The 12,940-nt window shown below is 70.7% G+C and carries 13 protein-coding genes; 5 read left to right on the top strand and 8 right to left on the bottom strand.

Features of this window, described 5'->3' with window-relative positions; all coding sequences use genetic code 11:
• Nucleotides 1–69: 69 nt before the first annotated feature.
• On the bottom strand, nucleotides 70–681 hold the full coding sequence (locus tag FDO69_RS15795) for a TMEM175 family protein (protein ID WP_104780459.1): 612 nt from the start codon (nucleotides 679–681) through the stop codon (nucleotides 70–72).
• A 63-nt stretch (nucleotides 682–744) separates the two neighbouring features.
• Nucleotides 745–1,776 carry a LacI family DNA-binding transcriptional regulator gene (locus FDO69_RS15790; RefSeq protein ID WP_104780458.1) on the bottom strand — a complete coding sequence of 344 codons (1,032 nt, stop codon included), beginning with the start codon at nucleotides 1,774–1,776 and terminating at the stop codon, nucleotides 745–747.
• Between the two features lie 108 nt (nucleotides 1,777–1,884).
• Between FDO69_RS15790 and FDO69_RS15785 the strand changes: the two genes are divergently transcribed.
• The 3 genes from FDO69_RS15785 to FDO69_RS15775 all read left to right on the top strand — a co-directional run bounded on the left by FDO69_RS15785 (nucleotide 1,885) and on the right by FDO69_RS15775 (nucleotide 4,943).
• The gene (locus tag FDO69_RS15785) at nucleotides 1,885–3,042 is read left to right on the top strand and encodes a phytanoyl-CoA dioxygenase family protein (RefSeq protein ID WP_104780457.1); all 1,158 of its coding nucleotides are present in this window, start codon (nucleotides 1,885–1,887) and stop codon (nucleotides 3,040–3,042) included.
• An 8-nt stretch (nucleotides 3,043–3,050) separates the two neighbouring features.
• Nucleotides 3,051–3,827, top strand: coding sequence for an SDR family oxidoreductase (locus tag FDO69_RS15780; RefSeq protein ID WP_104780456.1), 777 nt, complete (start codon nucleotides 3,051–3,053; stop codon nucleotides 3,825–3,827).
• Between the two features lie 111 nt (nucleotides 3,828–3,938).
• A complete protein-coding gene (locus FDO69_RS15775; protein ID WP_104780455.1) occupies nucleotides 3,939–4,943 on the top strand; it encodes a Gfo/Idh/MocA family protein in 1,005 nt (334 codons plus the stop codon).
• Nucleotides 4,944–5,094: 151 nt separating this feature from the next.
• Here the strand turns inward: FDO69_RS15775 and FDO69_RS15770 are convergent, their stop codons facing one another.
• The 6 genes from FDO69_RS15770 to FDO69_RS15745 all read right to left on the bottom strand — a co-directional run bounded on the left by FDO69_RS15770 (nucleotide 5,095) and on the right by FDO69_RS15745 (nucleotide 10,726).
• Nucleotides 5,095–5,700, bottom strand: coding sequence for a GOLPH3/VPS74 family protein (locus FDO69_RS15770; protein WP_104780454.1), 606 nt, complete (start codon nucleotides 5,698–5,700; stop codon nucleotides 5,095–5,097).
• Nucleotides 5,701–5,771: 71 nt separating this feature from the next.
• Entirely contained in the window at nucleotides 5,772–6,791 is a 1,020-nt protein-coding gene (locus tag FDO69_RS15765) for a Gfo/Idh/MocA family protein (RefSeq protein ID WP_104780453.1), read from the bottom strand.
• 18 nt (nucleotides 6,792–6,809) lie between these two features.
• Entirely contained in the window at nucleotides 6,810–7,712 is a 903-nt protein-coding gene (locus tag FDO69_RS15760) for a sugar phosphate isomerase/epimerase family protein (protein WP_104780452.1), read from the bottom strand.
• 1 nt (nucleotide 7,713) lies between these two features.
• Nucleotides 7,714–8,625, bottom strand: coding sequence for an ATP-binding cassette domain-containing protein (locus FDO69_RS15755; protein ID WP_104780565.1), 912 nt, complete (start codon nucleotides 8,623–8,625; stop codon nucleotides 7,714–7,716).
• 5 nt (nucleotides 8,626–8,630) lie between these two features.
• Entirely contained in the window at nucleotides 8,631–9,707 is a 1,077-nt protein-coding gene (locus tag FDO69_RS15750) for an ABC transporter permease (protein ID WP_167526603.1), read from the bottom strand.
• Entirely contained in the window at nucleotides 9,707–10,726 is a 1,020-nt protein-coding gene (locus FDO69_RS15745; protein ID WP_104780450.1) for a sugar ABC transporter substrate-binding protein, read from the bottom strand. Before FDO69_RS15745 ends, FDO69_RS15750 begins: the two co-directional genes overlap by 1 nt.
• Before the next feature lie 321 nt (nucleotides 10,727–11,047).
• Between FDO69_RS15745 and iolC the strand changes: the two genes are divergently transcribed.
• Nucleotides 11,048–12,025: a 5-dehydro-2-deoxygluconokinase gene (iolC, locus tag FDO69_RS15740; RefSeq protein WP_104780449.1), complete on the top strand. Its 978-nt coding sequence runs from the start codon at nucleotides 11,048–11,050 to the stop codon at nucleotides 12,023–12,025.
• Between the two features lie 13 nt (nucleotides 12,026–12,038).
• The gene (locus tag FDO69_RS15735) at nucleotides 12,039–12,917 is read left to right on the top strand and encodes a Cgl0159 family (beta/alpha)8-fold protein (protein WP_104780448.1); all 879 of its coding nucleotides are present in this window, start codon (nucleotides 12,039–12,041) and stop codon (nucleotides 12,915–12,917) included.
• The last annotated feature ends 23 nt before the right edge of the window (nucleotides 12,918–12,940 follow it).

Here is a 12,940-nt window from a genome sequence, read left to right as displayed (position 1 = left end):
GAGTCCCCGCAGCCCGCCCCCGGCCCGGGCTCGGGCCCGCACGTCCCGTCCCGGGCCTGACTCCCGTCCTCAGCCCGGGCTCTGAAGTCTTCGGCCCAAGTGGACCTTCACCGGGACGAGGACGAGCCACAGCCACATGATCCTGGGGCCCGCCACCAGGGCCAGCGGGATGGTGGCGAGGAAGACCACGACCGACGTGGCGCTGTCGATCAGGTAGAGCGTGGTCGCCGCCTCGGAGGGCGTGTCGTGGCGCAGCCAGGGGCGCTTCGCCAGGACGGCGGCCACCCCCAGATGACAGGCACCGAGCGCGGCGACGGCGCCCGAGTACACGGCGACGGACACCGGCTGAGCCCCGTACTCGGCGAGCAGCCGGGTCGGGAACGGCACGAGGGCGGCGACGCCGAGGCCGACCATCGAGATGCCGATCACCTGGCCGTCGACCTCCCGGACGCCCCGGAAGATCCGCCGGTGGTCGCGCCAGAAGCTCCCCAGCACCGCGACGCTCAGCGCATAGGCCCCGAGGTCCGGGAGCAGCTCGCGCAGGGCCCTGTGGTACGCGGCGGGATCGAGCTCCCGGGGCACGGAGAGGTCCAGGACGAGCAGGGTGATGGCGATGGCGAACACGCCGTCGACCAGGGTCACCAGCCGCTCGGGGCCGCCGTCCGGGCGCGAGGTCCACATGGGCCCGACGGTAGGGGCGGGGCCGGGTCCCCTCCCGTACCCACGCCCGGCGTCGCCCACGGATCACACGGCCGCCTGCGGTGGCATGTTGTACGGCGTCACCACCTGGATCGCCGAGGGCAGGGTCGGTCCCGCCGGGGGCAGCGCGTCGTGGGCGCGCATGACGGTGTGGCAGGCCTCGCGTACGTCCTGGCGGAGGTCGTGGTGCAGCACGGCGGACAGGCGGTGTTCGCGCAGCAGGCGCGTGTTGTCGTGGTCGAGGTCGTGCGCGACGAACACCGCGCAGTCGCGGCCGAGGTCGTCGAAGGCCCGCAGCGTGGCGATGTTGCCGCCGCCGATCGAGTACACCGCGCGGATGTCCGGGTCGCGTTCCAGGGCGGCCCGGACGAGGTCGTACTGGGTGGTGTCCAGCCCCTGTCCCTCGGCGATCTCGACCAGTGTGCGCTCGGGGTGCCGGGCGCGCATGGCACTGCGGAAGCCCATCTCGCGTTCCTCCTCGTTGCGGAAGAAGCCGCTGCTGAGGCTGGTGAGGATGTTGCCCGGGCGCTCCCCCAGCCACTGGCCCATCAGGTACGCGGCCGTCGCGCCGGCCGCCCGGTCGTCTATGCCGACGTAGGCGAGGCGGGCGCTGGCGGGCAGGTCGGTCACCAGGGTCACGACCGGGATGCCGGCGGCTTCGAGCCGGCCGACCGCGGCGGTCACCTCGGGGACGTCCGGGGCCTTGAGGATCACGCCCTGCGAGCCGCGCCGGGCGATCCGGTCCAGGGTCCGCACCAGCTCCGCGGCCGGGCCGGTCTCGCGGAAGTGGAAGCGGGAGCGCAGCACCGCCGGGCGCAGGGACGGCAGCTCGGCCTCCAGGGCGGCACGGATCGCCGTGGTGAAGCGCTCGGGCGCCTGCATCACCATGTCGACCATGAACGTCCGGCCGACGAGCCGCACCTGTGTGCGCTGCCGGTCGAGGTCGGCGATGGCCTGGCGGACCTCCCGTGCGGTGCTCTCGCGCACTCCGCCCCTGCCGTTCAGCACCCGGTCGACGGTCGCCTCGCTCAGGCCCGCCTGACGGGCGATCTCCCGGATCGGGAACGGGTGTCCCATACGCCGGCTCCTTGAGGGGTTTTTGATGGCTCACTGCTGGTTGTTCGAGGGGTTTGTACTGACAAGAATGACAGGGCTGCGTCGCTCCGTGACCCCGAAGGGACGACGATGTCCTTCACTTCCGTACACCGCCGCGCCTGGCTGTCCGAGCAGGAGTGCGATCTCGACGCGTTCCGCGACCTGGTCGAACAGGCGACGGACCCCGCCGACTACCCGCACGCCTCCGCGATCGAGCACAACGTGCCCGTCTACGACTGCGGGCTGCTGGAAGGCGACCGGGTGGTCCAGGCCGAGCTGGTGCGGGCGCTCGCCGACGGGCCCGGCATCGTGGTCTTCCGCGGCGCCTTTCCCGACCCCCGGATCGTGGACCGGGTCACCGACGTGTTCGAGGCGTTGATCGCCGAGCAGCGCGCCTCGGGCGCGGCGGCCGGGGACCACTTCGCCGCACCGGGGGCCAACGACCGGGTGTGGAACGCGCTGGAGAAGGCGGCCCTGTACGACCCGGAGGCGTTCGCCGACTACTACGCCAACGACGTCCTGGCCCTGGTGGCCGGCGCCTGGCTCGGCCCCGGCTACCAGGTGACCTCCCAGCTCAACGTGGTCAACCCGGGTGGCGCCGCCCAGACCGTGCACCGCGACTACCACCTGGGCTTCCTGTCGAACGAGGTCGCCGCCGCCTATCCGGCGCACGTGCACCGCCTCTCCCCCATGCTGACGCTGCAGGGCGCGGTCGCGCACTGCGACATGCCGGTGGAGTCCGGGCCGACGATGTACCTGCCGCACTCGCAGAAGTACGAACCGGGGTATCTCGCCTGGCGGCTCCCGGAGTTCCGGGCGTACTTCGAGGCACACCACGTGCAGCTGCCGCTCGCGAAGGGCGACGCCGTGTTCTTCAACCCGGCCCTCTTCCACGCGGCCGGCACCAACCGGTCCGCGGACATCCGGCGCATGGCCAACCTGCTCCAGGTGTCGTCCGCGTTCGGGCGTGCGATGGAGACGGTGGACCGGGAGGCGGTGGCCAACGCGGTGTATCCGGTGCTCCTCGCACGCAAGGCCGCAGGCGCCGACCCGGCGTGGCTGGACCAGGTGATCGCGGCGAGCGCAGAGGGCTACCCCTTCCCCACCAACCTCGACAGCGACCCGCCGGTCGACGGGCTCGCCCCGCCCTCGCAGGCGGATCTGATGCGGCGGGCACTGCGCGAGGAATGGACTCCAAAGGCGCTCCGTGCGGAGCTGCGGGCCGGTGCCGAACGGCGAGAGAGCTGAGGAATTCGATGGGACTTCTCGACGACAAGGTCGTCCTGGTCAACGGCGGCAGCCAGGGGGTCGGCGCGGCCATCGCGCGGGCCGCGGTCCGCGAGGGGGCGGTCGTGGCCGTCACCGGACGGCGCCCGGAGCCCGGCGAGGCGCTGGTGAAGGAGCTGACCGCCGCCGGCGGCAAGGCCCTGTACGTCCGGGCCGACCTGTCGGACGCCGAGCAGGCCAAGGCCTCCGTGGCCCGGGTCGTTCAGACCTACGGCCGCGTGGACTGCCTGGTGAACTCCGCCGGTCTGACGTCCCGGGGGACGCTCCTGGACACCACGCCCGAGCTGTTCGACCAGCACATCGGGATCAACCTCAAGGGCCCCTTCTTCGCGATGCAGGCGGTGGTGGCGGACATGGTGGGGCGTGAGGCACCCGGCACGATCGTCAACATCATCACGTCATCGGCGCACGGCGGGCAGCCGTTCCTCGCGCCGTACGTGGCCGCGAAGGCCGGGCTGATCGGGCTGACCCGCAACGCCGCGCACGCCCACCGCTGGGACCGGGTCCGGATCAACGGCCTGAACATCGGCTGGACCGCGACCGAGGGCGAGGACGCCACACAGAAGGCCTTCCACGGGGCGGGGGACGACTGGCGCGAGGAGGCCGCCGCGAAGCTGCCGATGGGCAAGCTGGGGCAGCCGGACGAGATCGCCGACTTCGTGGTCTTCCTGCTGTCGGACCGGTCCGGGGTGGTCACAGGGTCGGTCATCGATTGGGACCAGAACGTTTTGGGGGGACTCGACTGAGGATCTGCCGCGCGTTGTCGTCCGGTCGTGCGCGGCGCCATCGTGGCTCGCCGCGCAGTTCCCCGCGCCCCTGAGGGCGCACCCGCACCCTGCATCAAGGAGCACCACCTCATGCGTATCGGAATCCTCGGCCTCGGCCGTATCGGCGCCTTCCACGCCGAGACCCTCTCCGGACTCGACGCCGTCGACTCCCTCGTCCTGACCGACCCGTTCGCGGACGCCGCCAAGGCCGCCGCCGAGCGGTTCGGAGCCGATGTCGTGGACTCGCCGGAGGCCCTGCTGGCCTCCGGTGTGGACGGCATCGTCGTCGCCGCCGCGACGGACGCCCACCCGGCGCTGATCCTGGCCGGGGTCGAGGCGGGTGTCCCCGTCTTCTGCGAGAAGCCCGTCGCCAGGACCATGGCCGAGGGGGTCGAGGTGCTCAAGGCCGTGGCGGGCCGTGACGTGCCCATCCAGATCGGCTACAACCGGCGTTTCGACACCGGGTTCGTCAACGCCCGCGCCGCCGTGCAGAGCGGTGGGCTCGGAAAGCTGCACACCGTCCGCTCGACGACGCTGGACCCGGCGCCCCCGCCGGCCGCGTACATCGCCGCCTCCGGCGGCATCTTCCGCGACTGCTCGGTGCACGACTTCGACATCATCCGCTGGGTGACGGGCCGCGAGGTGCGCGAGGTGTACGCCGTCGGCGGCAACCGGGGCGCCGAGTACATCAAGGAGGCCGGTGACGCCGACACCACCGGCGCGATCCTCACCCTCGACGACGGCACGATCGCGGTCGTGTCCAACTCCCGCCACAACGCCCGCGGTTACGACGTCCGCATGGAGATCCACGGCTTCGAGGACTCCATCGCGGTCGGCCTGGAGGACAAGCTGCCGCTGCGCTCGGTCGAGCCCGGGGTGACCTTCCCGGCGGGCACCCCGCACGACTTCTTCATGGACCGCTTCACCGAGGCCTACCGCGCCGAACTGACCGCGTTCACCGAGGTCGTGGCAGGCACGCGACCGTCGCCCTGCACCATCGAGGACGCCCTGGAGGCGGGCTGGATCGCCGACGCGTGCACGCTGTCGCTGCACGAGCACCGTCCGGTGACCATCGAGGAGGTACGGGCGGTCTGACGTACCGCGGCGGGGCGGGGCCCGGCTCCCGTCCCGCCATCACCCAGACAGGCCAAGGATGAGGGCGGTCAGTCGGTCCGGAGCGGTCACCGTCCGCGGGGCGCGTAGGGCCGGGCTCTCGGGACGGACGGGTCCGCGGGAGCGCGACGGTTCACGCACCGCGCCAGACGTTGGCGAACGCCGCGTCCTCGACGGCCCGTCGCCGGCGCACGGCGTCCAGCTCCGTCACGGCGCCGACCACTGCGGCGAACACGGTCTGGGCGACGCCGTGGGGCACGGCGAGTTCCTCGGGCACGTCGTCGCACGCTCCGACGGCGGCCGCGAGGGTGGTGAGCACCGGCTCGTCGCTCGCCCGACGGTCCCTGGCGCGCTGCCGGGCAGGAGAGTCGACCGGCGTCGGCCCGGCGGTGCCGCGGAAGGGGATCCAGGAGACGCGAGGCCGCGCGATCAGTCCCTCCTCGGTCAGGACGGTCAGGTACCGCTCGGCCAGTCCGCGGCCCCTGCGCCACAGCCAGTCGTCGACCGTCTCGTACGGCTTGTCACGCACGAGCCCGGCCGCGGCCTGTTCGAGCAGAGGGTCGTCGAGGGGTGGCGTGAGGCGGGGCACGATGCGGTCTTCGTCCAACGTCAGGGCTTCGACGCCGAGGAGGTCGAACACCTCGGCCCCGGCCAGTCCGAGCGACAGGTCACCCTGCGTCACCGACCGGCTCGTCGCTCCGTCCATCGCCACGATCATCAGGTCGCGTGCCGTGCCCATCACCGCTCCCCTCTACGACACTGTTCACGCTACATGCAACAAGGGACCGGGGCCGCGCCACGAACCCCTTGTCACGCGTACAGCGCCGGCCGTTCCCCCAGCTCGACCCCGACCCGGCCGCCGTCCTCCAGCGCCCGCACCCCCGCCTCGCACACCGCCGCCGCGGCGTAGCCGTCCCAGGTGCTCGGGCCGGTGACCTCGCCGCGGCGGGTGGCGTCGACCCAGGCCTGGATCTCCTGGTCGTAGGCCGTCTCGAAGCGCTCGGTGAAGTCCTGGGCTATGGTGCCGCCCCAGCGGCCTGCCATGTGGGTGACCAGGGCGTGGCCGTCGCCGATGCGGGCCGTGCCTCGCTCGCAGACCACCTCGGCCTGGACCTGGTAGCCGAAGCCGCAGTTGACGAAGATCTCGACGTCGCTGAGGGCGCCACCGTCGGTCTCGAAGACGACGAACTGGGGGTCCTGCAGGGCGTCCGGGGCGTTGGCCGACGGGGTGGGGCGCAGCACCGTGACGGCGGTGATCTCGTGGCCCAGCAGCCAGCGGGTCGCGTCGGCCTCGTGGGCGACGGAGTCGCTGATGAGCATGGAGCTGGTGAAGAAGGGCGGGCTGGCCGCGTTGCGGTGCCGGTTGTGCACCATGAGCGGGCGGCCCAGCTGGCCCGTGGCCAGCAGGGCCTTCAGCTTCGCGTACTCGGGGTCGTAGCGGCGCATGAAGCCGACCTGGACCCGGCGGTGGCCGAGGCTCAGTTCGGCGTCGAGGACGCGCAGGGCGGAGGCCGCGTCGGGGGTGAGCGGCTTCTCGCACAGGACGGGCAGATCGTGCTCGAAGGCGGCGAGGAGGGTGGCCTCGTGGGCCGGGCCCGGGGAGGCGATCAGGACGGCGTCGACGTCGGACGCGGCCATCGCGGCGGCCGGATCGGTGTGGGCGGTGCAGCCGTCGACACGGGCGGCGACGGCCTTCGCGCGCTCCGCGTCGACGTCCACGACGGCGGCCACCCGTGCTCCGCTGGTGACGTCGTGGATGCGGCGCACATGGTCGGCGCCCATCCTTCCGGTACCGATGACTGCGATTCCCAGCGGGGCACGCTCCGTCATGGCCGTCCTTTCGGGTCGTCAGGCGCCGCAGGACCTCAGGAACTTGCGGGTGCGCACCGCGATCGGCAGCGGCTTGTCCGGCTCGCAGGGGTACATGTCCTGCTCGACGATGGCGAACAGGTCCACGCCCAGCTTCTGGGCGGCCGTGAGGACCGGGCCCAACTCGGGGACGCCTGCGGGCGGTTCGCACATCACACCGCGCGCCACCGCGGGGCCGAACGGCATCTCGTTCTTCACCACGTCGGCCAGGATCTCCGGGTCGACCTGCTTGAGGTGCAGGTAGCCGATGCGCTCGCCGTAGGTCTCGATCAGCTTGACGCTGTCACCGCCGCAGTAGGCGTAGTGCCCGGTGTCCAGGCAGAGGTTGACGTGGTCGGAGTCGGTCGAGTCGAGGAACCGCTCGACGTGCTCCTCGGTGTCGATGTGGGTGTCGGCGTGCGGGTGGACGACGATGTCCAGGCCGTACTTGTCCTTCACCTCGCGGCCGAGGCGCTCCATGCCGGTGGTGAGGTTGCGCCACTGCTCGACGGTGAGCTCCGGCGCCTCCAGGATCTCGGCGGTCTTGTCGTCACGCCAGAAGGACGGGATGACGACCAGGTGCCTCGCGTCCATGGCCTGGGTGAGGGCTGCGACCCGGCTGACCTGCTCCCAGGTGGAGTCCCACTCGGAGGGGCCGCGGTGCAGGCCGCAGAAGATGGTTCCGGCGGAGACCTTGAGGTTCCGCTTGGTCACCTCGTCGGTGAGGCGGGCCGGGTCGGTGGGCAGGTAGCCGTACGGGCCGAGTTCGATCCAGGAGTAGCCGGCCTCGGTGACCTCGTCGAGGAAGCGTTCCCAGGGCACCTGCTGGGGGTCGTCGGGGAACCAGACGCCCCAGGAGTCGGGGGCTGAGCCGACCCGGATGCGGTCGAGCGCGAGGGCCATGTCAGGACTTTCCTTCCGAAGAGGCGGCTACGGGGGCGGTGAGGTCTCCCTCTTCGGGGAGCTCTTCGACGTCGACGCCGCGGACCTGCGACAACTCATGCTTGAGAGATGCCAGTTCGGTGCCGCCGGCCATGTGGTTGGTCAGTTCCTCGAGGGAGACGTCGCTGCGGGAGGCCGACAGTTCCATGGTCCCGAGGCGCAGCACGCTGAAGTGGTCGCCGACCATGTAGGCGTGGTGCGGGTTGTGGGTGATGAAGATGACGCCCAGGCCCTTTTCGCGGGCGGCGGCGATGTACTTCAGCACCACACCGGACTGCTTGACGCCGAGTGCGGCGGTCGGCTCGTCCAGGATGAGGACGCGGGCGCCGAAGTAGACGGCGCGGGCGATGGCGACGCACTGGCGCTGGCCGCCGGAGAGCGTGCCGATGGGCTGTTCCAGGTCGTCCAGGACGATGCCCATGTTGCGCAGCTCTTCGTCCGCGGTCTTCTTCATCCGCTCGATGTCGAGACGGCGCAGCGGCCAGGGGCCCTTGGTCATCTCGGAGCCGAGGAAGAAGTTGCGCCACACCGGCATCAGCGGGACGACCGCGAGGTCCTGGTAGACCGTGGCGATGCCCTTGTCGAGGGCCTCGCGCGGGGTGGCGAAACGCACCGGTTCGCCGTCGACGAGGAACTCGCCCTCGGTGTGCTGGTGCAGCCCCGAGATGATCTTGATGAGGGTGGACTTGCCGGCGCCGTTGTCGCCGAGGACGCAGGTCACCTTGCCGGGGTGGACTTCGAGGCTCACGCCGTGCAGGGCGCGGACGTTGCCGTAGGACTTGCCGGCGCCGCGGAGTGCGACGAGGGGACGCTCGTCGGCGGGCGGGGTGTCCTTCAGAACGGCACCGTGGGTGCCCGTTTCTTTGCTGGTCATCGCGGTCACCTCCGGGTCGCCGTGCGCTGGACCCACAGATTGATGAGGACGGCGCCGAGGAGCATCACGCCGAGGAAGGCCTTGAACCAGTCGGGGTTCCAGCCGGCGTAGACGATGCCCTGCTGCACCATGCCGAACATGAAGGCGCCGAAGACCGTGCCGATCGCGGAGCCGTAGCCACCGGTCAGCAGACAGCCGCCGATGACGGCAGCGGCGATGTAGATGAGCTCCTGGCCCACGCCCTCGCCGGACTGCACGGTGTTGAAGGAGAACAGCTGATGCATGCCGACGAACCAGGCGCCGAAGCCGACCAGCATGAACAGCGAGATCTTGGTGAAGGTCACCGGGACACCGACGGCTCGCGCGGAGTGCTTGTTGCCGCCGACGGCGAAGATCCAGTTGCCGTACTTGGTGCGCAGCAGCACCCAGGTGGCAAGGGCCGCGAAGACCAGCCACCACACCACGGTGATCTTGACGTTGACCCCGCCGACCTCGAACGTCGAGGCGAAGAGCTTCTGCGCCTGGCTGAAGCCGTCCATGTCGCTGATGTCGTCGGTGGCGACGTTGCCGGTGATCAGCTTGGTGACCGCGAGGTTCACGCCCTGAAGGATCAGGAAGGTGCCGAGGGTGACCAGGAAGCTCGGCAGGCCGGTCTTGACCAGCAGCCAGCCGTTGAAGGCGCCGATCGCGAGCGACACGAGCAGGGCGACGATCACGCCGACCCAGACGTTCAGGGTCAGCTGGTAGCTGAGCATCGCCGCGGTCAGTGCCGAGGTGACCACGGCGACACCGGCCGACAGGTCGAACTCGCCGCCGATCATCAGCAGGGCCACGGGCAGCGCCATGATCCCGATGGTCGACGACTGGTACAGGATGTTGGCCATCGAGCTGCCGTCGCGCACCGGCGGTGCCGCGAACAGGAAGAACACGAGCACGGCCACGGCGCCGAGGAACACACCGACCTCGGGCCGGGCGAGCAGCCGCAGTGCCAGGGGGCGCTGCCGGGTCCGGCCGTCGGTCTGCTTCGGGCCGGGGGCCGGCGGTGTGTCCACCGCCGGCTCAGCCTGCTGGGTCATGCTCATCACCGGGTGCCCTTCGCGGCGAACTCCCCGATCTTGTCGACGTTGGACTTGTCGACGAAGGCCGGTCCGGTCAGCACGGGCTGCTCACCGCCGCCGCTGTAGTTGCCGTTGTTCTTGTAGAGCCACAGTCCGTCGACGGCCAGGTAGCCCTGCAGGTACGGCTGCTGGTCGACGGCGAACTGGATGTCGCCGGCCTTGATGGCCTTGATGAGGTCCTTGTTGAGGTCGAAGGTGGCGACCTTCGCCTTGCTTCCGGCGTCCGAGACCGACTGCACCGCGGTCAGCGCGAAGGGGGCGCCGAGCGTGACGACGTAGTCGATGGACGGGTCCTGCTTCAGCTTGGCCGTGATCGTCGACTTCACGGACGGCATGTCGGTGCCGTTGACGTTCTGCGGGTCGACCTTGCCGTCGAAGGTCTTCGCGACGCCGTCGCAGCGCTGGGTGAGACCGACGTTGCCCTGCTCCTGCATGACACAGAGGACCTTCTTGGCGCCGACCTCGTTGAGCTTCTTGCCGAAGGCCTCGCCCGCGACGGACTCGTCCTGGCCGAAGAACTCCAGCAGGTTGAGGTTCTTCCAGTCGCTCAGGCCGGAGTTGAGGCCGACGACGGGTATGCCGGACTTCTCGGCCTTGCCTATGACGCCCTTGAGGGCGTCCGGCTTGGCGAGGGTGACGGCGATGCCGTCGACCTTCTGGTCGATCGCGTTCTGGACCAGGTTGGCCTGGTTGCCCGCGTTCGGGTCGGCGGAGTAGACGAGCTTGATGTTGTCCTTGGCGGCCGCGGCCTCGGCGCCCTTGCGGACGGTGTCCCAGAAGGTGTCGCCGGGAGCCTGGTGCGTGACGAGGGCGACGGTCATGCGCGGCGTGGTCGCCTTGCCGGCCGAGGCGTTCGCGGCGCCTTCCTCGGACTTCTTGCCTCCGGAACTGCTGGAGCAGCCGGCGAGGGTCAGGGCCGCTGCCGCGGCCACGGCGACGACGGGCGCGAGCCTGCGAGAGCGGGGGTGGGAAGAGCGGTCCATCTTTCCTGGCACCTCACTGTGCTACTGCGGGGGAAAGGAAGGGATCACGAAGGGATCCGTGGTCCCGGAGCCTTACGGAGTCCGGATCATGATGCCGCAAACGGACTGTCGTGATGCCACGGGATACAAGTCCCTGCCGCGCCCGCTGTCAATACTTTGTTAAGACATCATTTCACGAGCAGGTCCGAATGTAAGTACAAACTATTGACAGCGCCGCCCTCCGGGACCTACACCTGGGGGGCGGCAGGTCCCGTGGATCCACGCCCCACCGTGTCAGGGCGCCCCAGGACCCGCATCCCCAGCTTCCCGAGGAGGTCGCGCATGGCCGAGCCAGCCCAGTATTTCGATGTGATCACGATGGGCCGCATCGGGGTCGACCTCTACCCCCTGCAGACCGGTGTCCCCTTGGAGAAAGTGGAGACGTTCGGGAAATTCCTGGGAGGTTCCGCGGCCAATGTGGCGGTCGCCGCCGCCCGCCTCGGACGCCGTACGGCGGTGATCACGCGCACCGGCGACGACCCCTTCGGCACCTATCTGCACGAGGAGCTGAAGGGCTTCGGCGTCGACGACCGCTGGGTCACCCCGGTCGGGGCCTACCCGACGCCGGTCACGTTCTGCGAGATCTTCCCGCCGGACGACTTCCCGCTGTACTTCTACCGCCGCCCCAAGGCGCCGGACCTGGAGATCCACACCGACGAGCTGGACTTCTTCGCCGTCCGCGACGCCCGGATCTTCTGGATCACCGGCACCGGCCTGAGCGAGGAGCCGAGCCGCTCCGCGACGCTCGCCGCCCTCAAGGCCCGCGACAAGGCGGGCATCACCGTCTTCGACCTCGACTGGCGTCCGATGTTCTGGCGCGACCCCGAAGAGGCCCGCCCGTACTACCGCGAGGCCCTGCGGCACGCCACGGTCGCGGTCGGCAACCTCGACGAGTGCGAGATCGCCACCGGCGTGCGCGAGCCGCAGGCCTGCGCGGACGCGCTGCTGGAGGCGGGCGTGGAGCTGGCCGTCGTCAAGCAGGGTCCCAAGGGTGTCCTGGCCGTGCACCGCGACGGCACCCGGGCCGAGGTGCCGCCGGTGCCGGTCGAGGTGGTCAACGGCCTCGGCGCGGGCGATGCCTTCGGCGGCTCGCTCTGCCACGGTCTGCTCGCCGGCTGGGACCTGGAGCGGACCATGCGCCATGCCAACGCCGCCGGCGCCCTCGTCGCCTCCCGCCTCGCCTGCTCCTCCGCGATGCCCACCGAGTCCGAGGTCGCCGACCTCCTCGCCGGGGTGCCGTCGCCGGGCACGAGCCACTGAAACGGAGCCTTCCTTGAACATCGGCATCCCCGACCTCACCACGGTCAGAGCCCGCAACCCCGAGGCCGTCGCCGAGGCGGCGGCCCGACGGGTGCGCCGCCCGCTGGTCGGCGACAGCGGCCGCCTGATGATCGTGGCCGCCGACCACCCGGCCCGCGGCGCCCTCGGGGTCGGAGACCGGCGCCTGGCCATGGCCAACCGCGCGGACCTGCTCCAGCGGCTGTGCATCGCGCTGTCGCGGCCCGGTGTCGACGGGGTGCTCGCCACCGCCGACATCCTGGAGGACCTCCTCCTGCTCGGGGTGCTGGAGGACAAGGTCGTCATGGGCTCCATGAACCGCGGGGGCCTGGCCGGAGCGTCCTTCGAGATGGACGACCGCTTCACCGGCCACCGCGCCGAGGACATCGCCCGGCTGCGCTTCGACGCGGGCAAGCTCCTGGTCCGCATCGACTACGACGACCCGGGCTCGCTGACCACGCTGGAGTCCACCGCGCGGGCGATCGACGCCATGGCGGCCCAACGGCTGCCCCTGTTCGTCGAGCCGTTCATCTCCCGGCGGGTCGACGGCCGGGTCCGCAACGACCTGTCCGCCGAAGCCGTCACCAAGTCGATCGCCATCGCCTCGGGCCTGGGCGGCACCTCCGCCTACACCTGGCTGAAGCTGCCCGTCACCGACGAGCCGGACGACATGGCCGAGGTCCTTCAGACCTCCACGCTGCCCGTCGTCCTGCTCGGCGGCGAGGTGGGCGACGACCAGGAGGGCGCCTACGAACGCTGGCGCAAGGCCCTGCGGCTGCCCACCGTGCAGGGCATGGTGGTCGGACGGTCGCTGCTCTACCCGGCCGGGGGCAGCGTGGAAGAGGCGGTGGACACCGCCGTAGGCCTGTTGTGAACCGGTCCGTGAGTCGCTCCGCT

This window comes from Streptomyces tibetensis (genome assembly GCF_007655005.1).
In the GTDB taxonomy this organism is placed as follows: Bacteria; Actinomycetota; Actinomycetes; order Streptomycetales; family Streptomycetaceae; genus Streptomyces; species Streptomyces tibetensis.
This window is presented reverse-complemented; position numbering and strand designations above follow the sequence as displayed.